14 protein-coding genes and 1 pseudogene are annotated in these 16,708 nt (G+C 70.7%); 1 reads left to right on the top strand and 14 read right to left on the bottom strand.

Features of this window, described 5'->3' with window-relative positions; translation table 11 throughout:
• Positions 1 to 101: 101 nt before the first annotated feature.
• Positions 102 to 935, top strand: a pseudogene (locus ACFVWD_RS05810) (D-alanyl-D-alanine carboxypeptidase family protein); the annotation flags it as partial.
• Between the two features lie 59 nt (positions 936 to 994).
• On the opposite strand, the gene ACFVWD_RS05805 reads toward ACFVWD_RS05810, so the two are convergent.
• From ACFVWD_RS05805 to ACFVWD_RS05740, 14 genes are all read right to left on the bottom strand, one after another.
• On the bottom strand, positions 995 to 2,380 hold the full coding sequence (locus ACFVWD_RS05805) for a glycosyltransferase 87 family protein (protein ID WP_389594139.1): 1,386 nt from the start codon (positions 2,378 to 2,380) through the stop codon (positions 995 to 997).
• On the bottom strand, positions 2,377 to 3,789 hold the full coding sequence (gene mptB, locus ACFVWD_RS05800) for a polyprenol phosphomannose-dependent alpha 1,6 mannosyltransferase MptB (protein ID WP_389594138.1): 1,413 nt from the start codon (positions 3,787 to 3,789) through the stop codon (positions 2,377 to 2,379). The genes ACFVWD_RS05805 and mptB overlap by 4 nt, the downstream gene beginning before the upstream one ends.
• 210 nt (positions 3,790 to 3,999) lie before the next feature.
• The gene (locus ACFVWD_RS05795; protein ID WP_389594137.1) at positions 4,000 to 4,947 is read right to left on the bottom strand and encodes a glutaminase; all 948 of its coding nucleotides are present in this window, start codon (positions 4,945 to 4,947) and stop codon (positions 4,000 to 4,002) included.
• Positions 4,948 to 4,980: 33 nt separating this feature from the next.
• Complete coding sequence (gene aspA, locus ACFVWD_RS05790; RefSeq protein ID WP_389594136.1) at positions 4,981 to 6,399, bottom strand: aspartate ammonia-lyase; 1,419 nt, start codon at positions 6,397 to 6,399, stop codon at positions 4,981 to 4,983.
• A gap of 244 nt (positions 6,400 to 6,643) precedes the next feature.
• Positions 6,644 to 7,651 carry an asparaginase gene (locus tag ACFVWD_RS05785; protein ID WP_389594231.1) on the bottom strand — a complete coding sequence of 336 codons (1,008 nt, stop codon included), beginning with the start codon at positions 7,649 to 7,651 and terminating at the stop codon, positions 6,644 to 6,646.
• Positions 7,652 to 7,659: 8 nt separating this feature from the next.
• Complete coding sequence (locus ACFVWD_RS05780) at positions 7,660 to 9,108, bottom strand: amino acid permease (RefSeq protein ID WP_389594135.1); 1,449 nt, start codon at positions 9,106 to 9,108, stop codon at positions 7,660 to 7,662.
• Positions 9,105 to 9,782 carry a FadR/GntR family transcriptional regulator gene (locus tag ACFVWD_RS05775; RefSeq protein WP_168500854.1) on the bottom strand — a complete coding sequence of 226 codons (678 nt, stop codon included), beginning with the start codon at positions 9,780 to 9,782 and terminating at the stop codon, positions 9,105 to 9,107. Before ACFVWD_RS05775 ends, ACFVWD_RS05780 begins: the two co-directional genes overlap by 4 nt.
• A 169-nt stretch (positions 9,783 to 9,951) precedes the next feature.
• Entirely contained in the window at positions 9,952 to 10,788 is an 837-nt protein-coding gene (locus tag ACFVWD_RS05770; protein WP_389594134.1) for an undecaprenyl-diphosphate phosphatase, read from the bottom strand.
• 93 nt (positions 10,789 to 10,881) lie between these two features.
• Entirely contained in the window at positions 10,882 to 11,256 is a 375-nt protein-coding gene (crcB, locus tag ACFVWD_RS05765) for a fluoride efflux transporter CrcB (protein ID WP_143600619.1), read from the bottom strand.
• A gap of 2 nt (positions 11,257 to 11,258) precedes the next feature.
• Positions 11,259 to 11,633: a DUF190 domain-containing protein gene (locus ACFVWD_RS05760; protein WP_075025641.1), complete on the bottom strand. Its 375-nt coding sequence runs from the start codon at positions 11,631 to 11,633 to the stop codon at positions 11,259 to 11,261.
• Entirely contained in the window at positions 11,630 to 12,106 is a 477-nt protein-coding gene (gene crcB / locus ACFVWD_RS05755) for a fluoride efflux transporter CrcB (RefSeq protein ID WP_389594133.1), read from the bottom strand. Before crcB (ACFVWD_RS05755) ends, ACFVWD_RS05760 begins: the two co-directional genes overlap by 4 nt.
• Positions 12,107 to 12,332: 226 nt before the next feature.
• Positions 12,333 to 12,617, bottom strand: coding sequence for an ArsR family transcriptional regulator (locus tag ACFVWD_RS05750; protein WP_389594132.1), 285 nt, complete (start codon positions 12,615 to 12,617; stop codon positions 12,333 to 12,335).
• 169 nt (positions 12,618 to 12,786) lie between these two features.
• Positions 12,787 to 14,349 carry a glycosyl hydrolase 53 family protein gene (locus ACFVWD_RS05745; RefSeq protein ID WP_389594131.1) on the bottom strand — a complete coding sequence of 521 codons (1,563 nt, stop codon included), beginning with the start codon at positions 14,347 to 14,349 and terminating at the stop codon, positions 12,787 to 12,789.
• Positions 14,350 to 14,501: 152 nt separating this feature from the next.
• On the bottom strand, positions 14,502 to 16,523 hold the full coding sequence (locus tag ACFVWD_RS05740; RefSeq protein WP_389594130.1) for a beta-galactosidase: 2,022 nt from the start codon (positions 16,521 to 16,523) through the stop codon (positions 14,502 to 14,504).
• Positions 16,524 to 16,708 lie beyond the last annotated feature (185 nt).

Raw genomic sequence — 16,708 nt, 5'->3', positions numbered from 1 at the left:
GGACCTCCCGAACCTCTCCCGCGTGTGGCATCCGGGTACTGCATCCCCTCGCTCGGGCCTGGCACCCCGGTGCACGCCGACTCCGTTCCTACGTTGGCGGTATGACAATCGGATTCCCATCCCGGATGGTCGTCTCGTTGACCGCCTTCTCCTGCTCCGCCCTCTGTGTGGCCGGAGCACTGGCCCTCTCGCCGAGTCCGGCCCTCGCCCGCCTCGGTACGGGCCTGCCGAGACCCATGGCCGCCCAGACGCCCTACCTCCAGCGGGCCGGGACGCAGGTACGCACACGGTCCGACGCCCCCGCGCTGCCGGACATCTCGGCGCTGTCGTGGGTGGTGGCCGACTCAGGTACCGGCGAGGTGCTCGCCGCGCACGACGCGCACCTCAAGCTGCCGCCCGCCAGCACTCTCAAGACCCTCTTCGCGCTCACCGTGCTCCCCTCGCTGCCCGCCGGCACCCAGCACACCGTCAGGGAGGAGGAACTGGAGGGCATCGGCGACGGCAGCAGCCTGGTGGGCGTGGCCGCGGGCCACACCTACCGCGTGTCCGACCTGTGGCGCGGTGTCTTCCTCAACTCCGGGAACGACGCCGTGCACGTACTGGCCGCGATGAACGGCGGCTGGCACCGGACGACGGCCCGGATGCAGGCCAAGGCCCGCTCGCTGGGCGCCCTCGACACCCACGTCGAGTCACCCGACGGCTACGACACCCCCGGCCAGGTCTCGTCGGCGTACGACCTCGCGGTCTTCGGACGGGCCGGCCTGCGCAACCCGGAGTTCGCACGCTACTGCTCCACCGCCGAGGCCACCTTCCCCGGCGACGGCTACCCGTACGAGATCCAGAACACCAACCGGCTGCTGACCGGCGCCGACGGGGTGGCGCCCTATCCGGGCCTGATCGGCGTCAAGAACGGCTACACCACCAACGCGGGCAACACGCTCGTCGCCGCCGCACACCGGGGCGGACGCACCCTCGTCGTCACGGTGATGAACCCTCAGGCGGGCGGCGGCACCACGGTGTACGAGGAGGCCCGCTCACTGCTCGACTGGGGCTTCGCGGCCGCCGGACACGTCGAACCCGTCGGATCGCTCCCCGACACCCGGTCCGTCCCGGCGGCGGGCGCCTCGCCCGTACAGGCGAGGACCGGGTCCGCGGACGGCCCCGACGGCGGCTGGCCGGAGACGGCCGGGATCCTGGGCGCCGCGGGTCTGGGCGCGGGCGGCGTGGCCCTCGCCCTGCGACTCAAGGGCGTGCGGGCCACCCGCGACTGACCGGCCGGCAGCCACAGCAACAGCCCCAGCGTGATCCACGTGTACGTGTTGCTGCCGAGGAATCCGTCGAGGCCGGAGGAGTCGTCGAACCAGAGCCACACCACGCTGCTGCACAGCACCGCGTACAGGGCCGCCGCGACCCGAGCACGGTGCCGGTGCAGCAGTACGGCGAAGGACGGCAGCAGCCAGACGAGGTGGTGCACCCAGGTGATCGGACTGAGGAGGCAGGCGGCGAGACCGGTGAGGGCGAACGCGGCCGTCCAGTCCTCGTCGGCCAGCGCCCACGAGGTCCGCCACGCCCACACGCACAGGATCAGCAGGGCGGCCGCCGCCCACACGGCCCGACTCGGTTCGCCCGGTGCGGCGAGCCGGGCCAGGACGCCCTGCACCGACTGGTTGGAGACATAGGCGAGACGTCCGATGCGGTTGGTGTCCCACAGCGCCTCGGACCAGTAGAAACGCGAGGCGTCCGGCGCCGCCCAGGCCGCAAGACCGGTGGCCGCCGCGGCGACGGCCGTCGCGACCCCGGCGGCGCGCCAGCGGCGGCCGAGCAGCAGCAGGCCGATGAAGAGCGCGGGGGTGAGCTTGATCGCGGCGGCCAGCCCGATGCCGACGCCCGCCCGGCGTCCCCGGCCGGTGGACAGCAGCCAGGCGTCGCTCAGGACGAGGGCCAACAGCAGGAGGTTGACCTGCCCGAAGCTGAAGGTGTCACGGACCGGTTCGAGCAGGGCCAGCAGACAGGCCGCGAGGGCGCAGCCGTACCAGCCGTAGCGGCGCAGCGCGGGCCCGACCAGGATCCACACCACGACCGCCAGCGCCGCGAGATTGAGCACCACGGAGACGGCGATCGCCGTACGCAGCCCGATCAGCGCCATCGGCAGCATGGTCAGGGCCGCGAACGGCGGATAGGTGAATCCGTACGTGGTTCCCGGCACCCAGTAGTCGTAGATCCGGCCGCCGTGGTGGACCCAGGCGTCGACGGTGCCGTAGTAGACGCGCAGATCGAACCAGTCGCGCAGCAGCGGCACGGTCGCGGTGAACACGCCCACCGCGACGACGAGTGAGAGCAGGCCGAGCAGCCGTCGGCCGTCGGTGTCCAGATGTCTCATGCCGTGCGCCCCAGCACCGGCGGCCGCGCCGGCTCCTCGGCCCGGGCGGCCTGATGGGCCTGCCAGAGCACGACGAGGGCGAGCGCACCGCCGGAAACGGCCAGCACCACCTGATCGACGTCCGGCGGGCCGCCGCTGGGCAGTACGGCTAGCGCGAGTACCGCACTGGCCGCCGCGACCCGGTGGCGCACCGAGCCGTTGGGCGCCGCGGCGGCGATGAGGAACAGGCCCCACAGCGCGTACCAGGGCCGGATCGCGGGGCCGAACACGGCGACCGCACCCAGGCTCAGGCCCAGCGCGTAGATGGGGCCCGGCCGCAGACGCAGCCATATGAACAGGACGACCAGGACCGTCACCACCAGCCCGGTCGCGTGCCAGACGGGCATCGCCAGCGGGGCGAGGCCGCTGCCGAGATCCTTCAGCAGGGCGCCGGTGGCGCCGCCGAGCACGCTGGTGGGGGACCAGTTGTGCGGGGAGACGGGGGTCTTCAGGGCCGCGATCCAGCCGTACCCCGTGCCCGCCACGGCGGTCACCACGGCCGTGGTGGCGAGCGCGACCCCGGTCGTGGTCAGGACCGTGCGCAGTACTCCGCGACGCCCGCGCAGCGCCACCACCGCCAGCAGGCCGAGCACGGCCGGCGCCTTGACCAGTGCGGCGAGGGTGATGAGGACGACGCCCAGGAGGTGCCATCGGCCGCGCGCGGCGACCAGGCCGACGCCGAGCAGTCCCAGCATGATGGCGTCGTTGTGCGCACCGGCCACCAGGTGCAGCAGCACGAGCGGGTTGAGCGCGCCGAGCCACAGCGCGGCGGCCGGATCGGCACCGCTGTGCCGGGCGAGGCGGGGCAGCGCCGCCGCCATCAGGCCGACGCCGAGCAGCGCGACCAGCCGCATGCCGAGAAGCCCGGCCGGTATCTCGCCGCGGGTGAGGCCGGACAGCGCGGAGGCGACGGCGAGGAAGACCGGACCGTACGGCGTCGCGGTCTGCTGCCACACCGGTGCCACCTCGTCGGCGAGCGGCCCGCCGAGCTGCGCGGGCCCGTTGGCGTACACGTCGATGTGTGCGTCGACCATGGCGCCCTGCGCGAGGTAGCTGTACACGTCCCTGCTGAACAGCGGCGGCGCGAGCAGCAGCGGCGCCGCCCACGCGGCGAGCACCAGCAGCAGTGCGCGCGGCGTCGGCGGCTCGGGACCGCGTACGACCTTGCCGAGCAGCACCCACGCGGCGATCAGCAGGACGACGCCGAAGTAGACCCCGACCACGCCGAGTACGGCACGCGCGGAGCCGGGGTCGAGGAAGTCCCGCGTGGGCAGGGCGCCGGCCGTCTCACCGCCGAGCGCGAGGAAGGCGGTACCGGTCAGGCCCAGGGCCTGACAGCGGTGGAGATCGAGGGGAGCCTTGGCCAACACTTGGCAAGCGTGTCAAGGGCGGGTGGCCGGAAGGCGACGTCGTGCCTTCCCGGCGGGGTCCGTAGAGTTACCTCCGCGTGGTGCTTCGTCAGGTGCGGGTGCATTGTGGCTTGTCGCGCCCACGCGGCGGAGCCGCATATTGTCACAGCCCCGCACCCCTGACGGGGCGCTCTGCCGAGCCGGGATGGGGTAAACCCCGCCCGTACGGACTCAGAACACCGAAACGCCCGTCAGTGTCGTGAAGCGGTCCAGGGCCGCCACGCCCGCCACCGAGTTGCCCCGCTCGTCCAGACCTGGGCTCCACACGCACAGGGTGCAGCGGCCGGGGACCACCGCGATGATGCCGCCGCCGACGCCGCTCTTGCCGGGGAGGCCGACGCGGTAGGCGAAGTCGCCCGCCGCGTCGTACGTGCCGCAGGTCAGCATGACCGCGTTGACCTGCTTGGCCTGGCTCTGGGTGAGCAGTCGGGAGCCGTCGGCGCGGATGCCGTGGCGGGCCAGAAAGCCCGTGGCGAGGGCGAGGTCGGCGCAGGACGCCTCGATCGAGCACTGACGGAAGTACTGGTCGAGCAGGGCCAGCACCGGGTTGTCGATGTTGCCGTACGAGGCCATGAAGTGGGCGAGGGCCGCGTTGCGGTCGCCGTGGGTGGCCTCGGAGGCGGCCACCTCCTTGTCGAAGGTGAGGTCGGCGTTGCCGCTCTCCGCACGGAGGAAGGCCAGCAGGGTGCCGGCCGCGTCGCCGGTACGGGTCTGGAGCCGGTCGGTGACGACCAGGGCGCCCGCGTTGATGAAGGGATTGCGCGGGATGCCGTTCTCGTACTCCAGCTGTACCAGCGAGTTGAAGGGATTGCCGGAGGGCTCACGGCCGACGTGTTCCCACAGTTCGTCGCCCTCACGTGCCAGGTCGAGGGCGAGCGTGAAGACCTTGGTGATGGACTGCGTGGAGAACGGCTGGCGCCAGTCCCCCACGCCGTACACCGTGCCGTCGAGCTCGGCCACGGCCATGCCGAAGCTCCGTGGGTCGCAGGCGGCCAGCGCCGGGATGTAGTCGGCGGGCCGCCCGCGGCCGGGTGTCTGCCCGATCTCGGTGGCGATGCGCTCCAGGACCGGCTGGAAGGTCGGGGACGACGGATACGACGAAGCAGCCATGATCACCATTGTGCCGCCGGGCCGGTCCGGATGCGCATCGGGTCACACCGCCTGCGGGGTGCCGCTGCCCGCGATCACCTCGGGCCGCAGCAGCGCCGCCAGCCGCTCGGCGGGCAACAGGCCCTTCTCCAGGACGAGTTCGGCGACGCCGCGCCCGGTGGCGAGGGCCTCCTTGGCGACGTCGGTGGCGGCCGTGTACCCGATGTGCGGGTTCAGGGCGGTCACCAGGCCGATGGAGTTCTCGACCGCGGCGCGCAGCACCTCCGTGTTGGCGGTGATCCCCATGACGCAGCGCTCGGCGAGGGTCAGGCAGGCGGTGCGCAGGTGGGTGATGCTCTCGGACAGGGAGTGCAGGATGATCGGCTCGAAGGCGTTGAGCTGAAGCTGCCCCGCTTCCGCGGCCATGGTGATGGTGACGTCGTTGCCGATCACCTCGAAGGCGACCTGGTTGACGACCTCGGGGATCACCGGGTTGACCTTGCCGGGCATGATGCTCGAACCGGCCTGCACCGGCGGCAGGTTGATCTCGCCCAGGCCCGCGCGCGGCCCGGAGGACAGCAGCCGCAGGTCGTTGCAGCTCTTCGAGAGCTTCACGGCGATCCGCTTGAGCACGCCGGACATCTGGACGAAGGCGCCGCAGTCCTGGGTGGCCTCGACCAGGTTGGCGGCGGTGACCAAGGGCAGCCCGGTGATCGCGGAGAGGTGGCGGCGGGCGGATTCGGCGTATCCGGCGGGCGCGTTGAGGCCGGTGCCGATGGCCGTGGCGCCGAGGTTGATCTCGTGGATCAGCTCGACGGCCTCGGCGAGACGGCTGCGGTCCTCGTCGAGCATCACCGCGTACGCCGAGAACTCCTGCCCGAGGGTCATCGGCACCGCGTCCTGGAGCTGGGTGCGCCCCATCTTCAGCACGTCACGGAACTCGAATGCCTTGGCGGCGAACGCGTCCTGGAGCACGGCCATCGCCTTGAGCAGCTCGCGCACGGCGAAGACGGTGGCGACCTTGACGGCGGTGGGGTAGACGTCGTTGGTCGACTGGCCGAGGTTGACGTCCTCGTTGGGGTGCAGGTACTGGTATTCGCCCTTGGCGCGGCCGAGGAGCTCCAACGCCCGGTTGGCGACGACCTCGTTGGCGTTCATGTTCGTCGAGGTGCCGGCGCCGCCCTGGATGACGTCGACCACGAACTGGTCGTGCAGTTTGCCGGCGCGGATCTCCCGGCAGGCCGCGACGATGGCCATGGCCTTCTCCGGTTCGAGCAGGCCGAGTTCCTCGTTGGCACGGGCGGCGGCCTCCTTGACGGCGGCCAGGGCCTCGATCAGATGCGGATAGGCGGAGATCGACGTTCCCGTGATGGGGAAGTTCTCGGTGGCGCGCAGGGAGTGGATGCCCCAGTACGCCTCGGCCGGGACGTCACGGTCCCCGAGCAGATCGTGTTCACTGCGGTGCGCTGCGGCGACGGTCATGACTGAGCGGTCCTCTTTCGGAGGGATGAGGGTGGGTTGGGTGAGGCGTAGGGGCGGGGCAGGCGACAGAGACTTCGGGGACGCTCCCGGCCGGACAGCGGAGGCGAGCCCCTGATCCAGGCCTGAGGAGCACGAACCTAAGGGGCGCGGGACTGTGACAAGATGCGGCTCCGCCGCGTGGGCGCGACCAGCCACGACGAACCCGCACCCGGCGATGCACCCTCACGACCAGGTCGCACGCCGCTCAGCCCGGGAGCGGATCGAGCACCCGGGCCGGGCGAAGCCCGCCCACAACGGCACCGCCCCCGAGCAGCGGCACGGATCCGAACTCCGCGAGCAACGCCGGGGCGACCCCCGCGCGCGCCAGCGCCGCCGCGGCCACCGGCCCCCGCGCCCGGTCCGCACCGTCGGCGATCTTCACGGCGACGGCCCGGCCGTCCGGCAGCGCGGCCATCTGGACGCCTTCGAAGCCGTCCTTCGTGAGCAGCCCCGGCACGGCCCGCATCAGCGCCGCGACATCGCGGCCGGAGCCGGACGCCATCTCGGCGTGCTCACGCATCGCGTCGGCGACCCGCGCCTCGGGGGTGCCGGCCGGTGCGGTGGTGATCCGGGCGGCGGCGCGGGCGAGCCCGTGCAGCGAGACGGAGAAGAGGGGCGCGCCGCAACCGTCGACGGTGACCTGGGCGATCGCCTGCCCGGTGAGGTCCTCGACGATCTCCGCGATGGCCTGCTGGAGGGGGTGGCCCGGGTCGAGGTAGTCGTCGAGGGACCAGCCGTTGAGCCGGGCGGTCATCAGCATGGCGGCGTGTTTGCCGGAGCAGTTCTGCGCGAGCCGGGACGGCAGCCGCCCCTCGCGGATCCAGGCGTCCCGCACGACCGGGTCGTACGGCAGGTCGGGCACGTTGCGCAGGTCGTCCTCGGTGACACCGGCCAGTTCCAGGATCCGCCGGGTCCCGACGAGGTGCCGTTCCTCGCCGGAGTGACTGGCCGCGGCCAGCGAGAGCAGTTCGCCGTCCAGCGGCAGTCCCGCCCGCAGCATCGCCACCGCCTGGACGGGCTTGAGCGCCGAGCGCGGGTAGAACGCGGCCTCGATGTCCCCGATCTGGAGGTCGACGCCGCCGTCGGCGGCCAGCACGACCACCGAGCCGTAGTGGACGCCTTCGACGACTGAGCCGCGGACGAGCTGGGCGACGGGAGCGTGCAGGGGTTCGCGGATCACCGGGGCGGCGGCGATCGAAGCGGCGTACGTCATGCTCGTGCTCACGCGTCCACTCCGTCACGGATGCCGGAGACCCGGCGGCGCACCCCGTACCACCCGGCGACGAGCGCCACGGCGATCAGCGGCAGACACAGCACGGTGGTGCGCCCCGCGCCCCCGTCGGCGTACATCAGGACGAGGACGGAGACGAGGAAGCCGATCGTCACGATCTCGGTCCACGGGGAGCCGGGCAGGCGGTAGCCCGGCCTGGTCAGCTCGCCGCGCTGGGTCTTCCGCCAGAACAGCACATGGCAGAGCATGATCATGCCCCAGGTGGCGAGGATGCCGATGGCGGCGAAGTTCAGGACGATCTCGAAGGCGTCGGCGGGGACCACGAAGTTGAGGCCGACACCGAGGACGCAGATCCCGCTGGTGAGCAGGATGCCGCCGTACGGGACCTGGCTGCGGCTCATCACGCCGGTGAACCTGGGCGCGGAGCCCGACATCGCCATGGAGCGCAGGATGCGGCCGGTGGAGTAGAGGCCGGAGTTGAGGGACGACATGGCCGCGGTGAGCACGACCAGGTTCATCACGCCGCCCGCCGCCGGGATGCCGATGTGCGACAGGACGGTCACGAAGGGGCTCTGGCCCGCGCTGTACTTGTTCCAGGGCAGCAGCATCGAGAGCAGGACGACCGAGCCGACGTAGAACAGGCCGACACGCCACATGATCGAGTTGATCGCCTTCGGCATGATCTTCTCGGGGTTCTCCGTCTCGCCCGCCGCGACACCGACCAGCTCGACGGAGGCGTAGGCGAAGACGACGCCCTGGATGATCAGCAGCATCGGCAGCAGGCCGTTGGGGAAGATTCCGCCGTTGTCGGTGATCAGGGACGGGCCGGGGGTGGTGCCGTCGACCGGGTGCTGGGTGACCAGCAGGAAGATGCCGATGAGCATGAAGACGACGAGCGCGCTCACCTTGATGATCGCGAACCAGAACTCCAGTTCGCCGAACATGCGTACGGATATCAGGTTCACCGTGAGGACGACGGCGAGCGCGATGAGCGCGATCACCCACTGCGGGATGTCGGAGAACATGCCCCAGTAGTGGGTGTAGACGGCCACGGCGGTGATGTCGGCGATCCCGGTGGTGGCCCAGTTCAGGAAGTACATCCAGCCGGCGACGTACGCGCCCTTCTCCCCCAGGAACTCCCGGGCGTACGACACGAAGGCGCCGGAGGACGGCCGGTACAGGACGAGTTCGCCGAGCGCGCGCACGACGAGGAAGGCGAAGACGCCGCACACCGCGTACGCGACGAAGAGGGAGGGGCCGGCGTCGACGAGCCGTCCGCCCGCGCCGAGGAAGAGACCGGTGCCGATGGCACCGCCGATGGCGATCATGTTGACGTGCCGGGACTTCAGCGACTTGCTGTAACCCGCGTCTCCGGCGTCGACGTGCGCGGCCGGTTTGCCGGCCGATGTGGCCTCGCCTTTGAGGGACTGCTCGCTCACGCCTCGGGTCCGCCTTCCGTGGGGGTGTCCGTACGCGCGGGGCGCACGATGTCGGTGAGGGTGGTCTCCACGCGGTCGAGGTGATGGGACATCGCCTCCACCGCGTCGTGTTCACTGCCGTCGATCAGCGCTTCGACGATCGCCCGGTGCTCGCGGTTGGACTGTTCGCGCCGTCCGCCGAGCTCGTTGAGGAAGGCGGACTGGCGGGCCAGCGCGTCCCGGATCTCTTCGATCACCCTGCGGAAGACCGGGTTCTGCGAGGCCTCGGCGACCGCGATGTGGAAGATCGTGTCCATCGCGACCCACGCCGTGGTGTCGGTCTCCCGCTCCATCCGGTCCAGCAGATGGGCCAGGTGGTCGAGGTTCTCCGGGGTGCGGCGCACCGCCGCGTAACCGGCGACCGGGATCTCGACGTGGCGGCGCACCTCGAGCAGGTCGCTCGCCGCGTAGTCGCCGAAGGTGGGGTCCTCGACCGTGTTGGCGACCACGAAGGTGCCCTTGCCCGTACGGGACACGGTCAGGCCCATCACCTGCAGGGCCCGCAGCGCCTCGCGGAGCACCGGCCGGCTGACCTCCAGGCGGCGGCACAGCTCGGCCTCGGAGGGGAGTTTGTCACCGATGGCGTATTCGCCGCGCTCGATGGCGCTGCGAAGGTGGGTGAGCACCGCTTCCATGGCGCTGACGCGCCGCGGTACCGATCCACCTGTCTGGCTGTCTGACAGGTTCACGGGGTGATCCTGCGGGTGACAAGAGGGAGCTGTCAAGGGGAGTGAAAAGAAACATTCAGGGGGTGCGAAGCCTGTAAACCGGCTTCGCACCCCCTGTGAGCTGCTGTTTCCGCGATCAGCCGGCGAGGGTCCCGCTCGCCAGCAGCCCGAACAGTGCCAGACCGATCACGATCCGGTAGATCACGAAGGCGTTGAAGGAGTGCTTGGCGACGAACTTCAGCAGCCAGGCGATCGACCCGTAGGCGACGACGAAGGAGACGACCGTGCCGACCGCGAGCGGCGCGGCGCCCACCCCCGTACCCAGGGCGTCCTTCAGCTCGTACAGACCGGCGCCGGTGAGGGCGGGGATGCCGAGGAAGAAGGAGAGCCGGGTGGCGGCGACCCGGTCCAGGTCGAGGATGAGCGCGGTCGACATCGTGGCGCCGGAGCGCGAGAAGCCCGGGAAGAGCAGTGCGAGGATCTGCGAACAGCCGACCAGCATCGCGTCCTTGAAGGACGTGTCGTCCTCACCGCGCTTGTGCCGGCCCATCTGGTCCGCCGCCCACATCACACCGCTGCCGACGATCAGCGAGCCCGCGACCACCCAGAGGGAGCCGAGCGCCCCGTCGATGAGCGGCTTGGCGGCGAGGCCCACGATCACGATCGGGATGGTGGCGTAGATGACCCACCACGCGAACTTGTAGTCGTGGTGCTGCCGCTCCTCGGGATTGCGCAGCCCCCGGCCCCACGCGGAGACGATCCGCACGATGTCCTTGAAGAAATACACCAGTACGGCGGCGATCGCGCCGACCTGGATGACCGCTGAGAACCCGACGACGGCCTTGTCGTCGACCGGGATGTTCATCAGCCCCTCGGTGATCTTGAGGTGGCCGGTGGAGGAGACGGGGAGGAACTCGGTCACTCCCTCGACGACTCCGAGGACGACGGCCTGACCGACGTTGATGACGCTCATGGGATCCAGTTCTAGGTCTGAGGGGCTGGTGGTGAGGAGGGTTGGTCGACAGTGCTGTAGACAGTCTTACTATGCGCGGGTGACGTCCAGTGCCTACGCCCACAACGCCTGGGCGAACGAGACACCCGCGAACGCCGCGCCGAGCCCGGCCGTCACGCTCACGAGCACGTTGGCCGCAGCGTAGAACCCCGCGCCGGTCTCGGTCAGCCGTAGTGTCTCGTACGAGAACGTCGAGTACGTGGTCAGCGCCCCGCACAGGCCGGTCCCGAGGAACAGCTGAAGGTGGGAACCCGCGGCCCCCGCGGCGACCGCGCCGGTCAGCAGGCCGAGGATCAGACAGCCGACGACGTTGACCGCGAAGGTGCCCCAGGGGAAGACGGTGTCATGCCTGGTCTGCACCGCACGGTCGGTCAGATAGCGCAGGGGTGCGCCGACCATTCCGCCGACGATCACCAGCAGCCAGTTCACAACTACCTCTTACCTTTCTTGCCCGTTTTGCCGGATTCGGCGTCTCGGCCGGCGTACCTGATGACCTCGCAGTCGTCGAGGATCACCAGCCCCTCCCCGACGAGTTCGTCGAGCTGGGGCAGGAAGGCACGGACGCGGTCCTCGGTGTCCACGATGACGATCGCCACCGGCAGGTCCTCGCTCAGTGACAACAGCCGTGAGGTGTGGATCAGCGAGGAGGCGCCGAAGCCCTCGATACCGCGGAAGACGCTCGCGCCGGCCAGGCCCGCCGCGTGGGCGCGGTGCACGATCTCCGTGTACAGCGGCTTGTGGTGCCAGACGTCGTTCTCGCCGATGAAGATCGTCACCCGTAGTGCGCTGCCCGTCAGCCGTGTCATCGCCGCCTCCGTACCAAGGCGCGGCGGGTCGCGGTCACCGCGAGCCACACCGCCGTGAGCGCCGCGCACAGAGTCGCGACGAGATAGGCGAGGCCGGTTCCGGGGTGGCCCGAGTCGACCAGTTTCCGGATGTCCACGGCGTACGTCGAAAAGGTGGTGAACCCGCCCAGCACACCGGTGCCGAAGAAGGGCCGCACGAGTCGGTGGGCCGCCCACACGTCCGTGATGACGACCATGAAGACGCCGATCACCGCGCAGCCGATGACGTTGACCCAGAACGTGGTCCAGGGGAACCCGCCCGTCTCCACGGGCCACAGCCGCGCGGCCCCGTACCGGGCGGTGGCGCCGATGGCTCCGCCGAGCGAGACCATCGCCACGACCGGGGCCTGGCCGTGCCAGGGGGACGCGGGGCGCGGGGTCGGCCGTGCGGCGGCTGCCGGCTCGTCGACGCGCTCGGGATGCGGGACTGTCATGACGTACTTCTCCTACTCGCCGGGCCCGGGCCCCCGGGCACACCTCATCGCAAGTAGGGACCGTTGGCGGCATCAGTGCCGCGGTTCGGGTACGGCGGGCCCCACCGCCGCGCCGCGACACATGATCGCGGCCGCTGAACAGGGTAACGCCGACCCCATCGCCCTCGCACACCCGATCGGGACGCGCGGCGCCCCCGCCGCCCCTCCCCCGCTTCCTCTCCCCGCCCTACCAGCCCTTCTCGAACAGGGACCGGACCTCGGCGATGCGGTACTCGTCGCGACAGTAGAGCGTGCGCCGCCCGACCTTTCTCGCGCGCAGCAGCCCGACCCCGACGAGGAGGTCGAGGTGGGTGCGGGCGGCGGCGTGGCTCACGCCGAGCTTGGTGGCGAGGGTGGCCGCGTCGACGCCGTCGACGAGAGAGCCGTGGCGCTCGGGCGGGAAGTGCGCGGCGGGGTCCCGCAGCCACTCCAGGATGTCCAGGCGTCGCCCGCCGACGGGAACCCTCAGCATCTCGTCCCCCCATGCTCTTCGTGATGGTGGCGCTGTGTCACCACTGTCCCGCAACCCGGGGCGGCACGCACGGGACTTCCGGGCCTTCGCGCGGCCCGGAACTCCCTGGGACAGCACAAGGGCCCGGCCGCCTCGGCAGCCGGGCCCTCATGTCATCGGCGGTGGCTGATCAGCGGTGGCCGAACTGCGACATGGCGGGCAGCGCCTTGTCGTCGAAGCCGAACAGCGCCTGGTTCTCCCAGCCGTTGCCGGACGTGGCGTCGGTCGGGTCCCAGCCGTTGCCCGTGACGGCGGTCCAGGTGGCCTCCCAGTAGAAGACACCGAGGCCGCGGCCGTTCGGGACGGCCTCCACGACGTTCATCACGTCCCGTAGCCACGCGGACTGTCCGGCGGTGGTGGCCGGGTAGCCGGAGACCAGCTCACCGGTCGTGTCGATCTGGTTGACGAGCGAGTCGTCGCTGTCGAGACGGAAGGGGTAGGCCGTCTCGGCCAGGAACACCGGCTTGCCGTAGCGCGCGGCCGCGTCGTCCAGGGTCGTCTGGAAGTCGGAGAGCGGGCCGTGCCAGTAGCCGTAGTAGGACAGGCCGATGGCGTCGAACTTCACGCCGTTGGAGACCGCGTTGTCGAACCACCAGCGGGTGCCGGCCAGGTCGCCGCCCTTGGCGAGGTGCAGCGCGACGGTCGTCGACGAGCTGACGGCCTTGACCGCGTCGTAGCCGGAGTTGAGGAGCCCGGCGAGCTGCGACCAGTTGTCGGTGGAGCCCTCGGACCACAGCATGCCGCCGTTGATCTCGTTGCCGACCTGGACCATGTCGGCGGTGGTGCCCTGCGCCTTCAGCGCGTTGAGGACGTCGTACGTGTGGTTGTAGACGTCCGTCTTCAGCTGGCTGTAGGAGTGGCCCGCCCACGCGGCCGGCTTGGTCTGGGCGCCTGGGTCGGCCCAGGTGTCCGAGTAGTGGAAGTCGACCAGGAGCTTCATGCCCTGCGCCTTGATGCGCTTGGCCATCGCCAGGACGCGCGCCTTGTTGTTGTAGCCGTCGGCGGGGTTCACCCAGACCTTCAGGCGCGCGTAGTTCATACCGGAGGACTTGAGGATGGCGAGCGCGTCACCAGTGGTGCCGGAGCTGGTCTTGTAGACGCCGCCGAGCGCCTCGCTCTTGGCGAGGGAGGAGATGTCGGAGCCCTTGACGGACAGGCCGGTGGCGCTGCCGGAGGCGAACGTCAGATCGTCGACGTTGATCCAGTTGCCCGCGTTGGCATCGGAGTTGATGCTGATCGTGCACTGGTTGTTGGTCACCGCGACGGGGACGACGAGGTGTATCCATCCGCTGCTGGAGACCGGCAGGTCGGTGCGCTGCTCGGTGCCGCCGCAGTTCTTCAGCGCGAGGTAGGCGGAGTTCTGGCCGCCGCCCGAACGCACCCAGGCGGTGAGCCGGTAGTTCCCGTTGGTCAGCCCGGAGAGGTACTGGTACGTCTCCACCTTGTAGGCGGCGGAGGAGTACTGCGTGAGGCGGTAGCTCCCGCTGTGACCCCCGGCCTCCACGTAGGAGGCGCCGGTGTCGCCGTACTCCGACCAGCCGGAGGGCGTGGCCGTGCCGGCGCCGTCGGCCTCGAATCCTGCGTTGGTGAGGGTGCTCGCCGCCTGTGCCGTCTGCGCGGGCAGGGCGGTGAGCGCCAGCCCGGCCGCGAGCGGCAGCAGCAGGGTCCTGAGTGTGCGTCTGGGATGGAACATCTTCGTCCGTCGTCCCTTCGACGTGATGGGAATGGGGGTGCCCCCGGAGTGGCTCTGGGGGACGACCCCTCCGCCCGCGGCTCTCGTGGCACTCACGGGCGGAGGGGAGTTCGGCTCGGCCGCCGGGTCCTGAGGCCCGGACGGCCGTCGGCTCAGCCGTCGAGTCGTACGACCCGGACGGCCCCCGCGGGCAGCGCGAGGCGGCCCGCGGCGCGTTCGCCCGTCAGCAGCTCGGTGCCGGCCGCGTCCAGGGGCACCTTGGCGTCCGACGAGGTGTGGTTGATCGCGAACAGGAAGGTGCCCGACTCACCGCTGCGGCGCACCACTTCGACATCGCGGGGCAGGTCGGCGCGCGGCGCGATCCGCGCGTCGTCGGACGCCCAGCCGATGAGGGCGTCCAGGCCCTGCGCGCCGAGGCGGGTGGAGACGTACCAGGCGGAGCCCGCGCCGAGGCGGTGGCGGGTGACGGCCGGGTGACCCGCGGTGAGTCCGTCGGCGTACGTCCACACGGTCTCGGCGCCGCGCGGCACCACGAACTCGGTCCAGACGTCGCCGGTGAGCTCGGAGCCGTCGGGGCCGGTGATCCGGACCCGGTCGTCCTTCAGGAGCGGTGAGAACTCCTCGACGGTCAGGCCGAGCACGTCCCGCAGCGCGCCGGGGTAGGCACCCTCGTGCACGGCGTCGTGCTCGTCGACGATGCCGGAGAAGTACGAGACGACGAGGGTGCCGCCGTTCTCGACGTACTCCCTGAGGTTGTTCCCGGCGGCCTCGGTCATCAGGTAGAGGGCGGGGACGACGACAAGGGGATAGGCCGACAAATCGGCTTCCGGGTGGGCGAAGTCGACCGTGAGGTGACGGTCGTAGAGCGCCTCGTAGAACGCGTCGGCGCGCTCGCGCGGATCGTGGTCCTCGCTGGGGCGCCAGTCGAGGGCCTGCGCCCACCAGGAGTGCCAGTCCCACAGCACGGCGGCGTCGGCAACGGTGCGGCTGCCCTTGACCGAGGTCAGCGAGTCGATGGACGCGCCGAGTTCGACGACCTCGCGCCAGACCCGGGAGTCGGTGCCGGCGTGCGGCAGCATCGCCGAGTGGAACTTCTCGGCGCCGCGCCGGGACTGGCGCCACTGGAAGAACAGGGCGCCCTCGGAGCCGCGCGCCACGTGCGCGAGGGAGTTGCGGGCCATCTGGCCCGGGGCCTTCGCGGGGTTGCGGGGCTGCCAGTTGACGCCGGACGTGGAGTGTTCGAGCAGCAGCCAGGGGGCGCCGCCCGCGACGGAGCGGGTGAGGTCGGCGGCCATCGCGAGGTTGACGTGGGTGCGGCGGCCGTCGGTGATCAGGTAGTGGTCGTTGGTGACGAGGTCGACCTCGCGGCCCCAGGCCCAGTAGTCGACGGAGTCGCACTGGCTGAGGGCGGCCATGAAGTTCGTGGTGACCGGGATGCCGGGGGCGAGGCGGTGCAGGATGTCCCGCTCGGCGACGAAGTTCTCGCGCATGGTCTCGTCGGCGAAGCGCTTGTAGTCGAGGGCCTGGGCCGGGTTGCCGACCGTGGGGGTCACGCGCGGCGGGTTGATCTGCTCGAAGTCCGCGTAGCGCTGGCCCCAGAAGGCGGTGCCCCAGGCCTCGTTGACCGCGTTCACGCTCCCGTACGTGCGGGCCAGCCAGCGCCGGAAGTGGGCGGCGCAGGAAGCGCAGTAGCAGGCGGAGACGGGGACGCCGTACTCGTTGTGGACGTGCCACAGGGCGAGTGCGGGGTGGCCGGCGTACCGGGTGGCGAGTGCGGTGGTGATGCTCGCCGCGGCGGCGCGGTAGTCGCTGTTGCTGTGGCAGATGGCGCCGCGCGAGCCGAACTCGTAGCGGGTTCCGTCGGCGGCCACCGGCAGCGCCTCGGGGTGCTCGCGGTAGAACCAGGCGGGGGGCGCGACGGTCGGGGTGCCGAGGTCGGCACGGATGCCGTTCTCGTGCAGCAGGTCGAGCAGTCGGTCCAGCCAGCCGAAGTCGTGAGTCCCGCGGACGGGTTCGAGCAGCGCCCAGGAGAAGATCCCGACGCTCACCATCGTGACCCCCGCCTCGCGCATCAGCCGGACGTCCTCGCGCCAGACGCTTTCCGGCCACTGCTCGGGGTTGTAGTCCCCACCGAAGGCGAGCCTGGTGAGGCCCTTGGGTGTGGTCTCCGGCATGGATCTTCTCCCGTTTAATCGATCATTTGGGAACGTGCACACACTCGATCAGCGGCGCGAGCCCAACATAACCGCACAGCAACAACCATTGACAAGTGTCCGGGATGTTTCTCTACTGTGAACGCTCACAGAAGCATGGCACGGTCGCCGCAGCAGGCGGGGACCCAGGTCAGGGGAGAAAGATC

It is taken from the genome of Streptomyces sp. NPDC058086, from assembly GCF_042885015.1.
Classification (GTDB): domain Bacteria; phylum Actinomycetota; class Actinomycetes; order Streptomycetales; family Streptomycetaceae; genus Streptomyces.
This window is presented reverse-complemented; position numbering and strand designations above follow the sequence as displayed.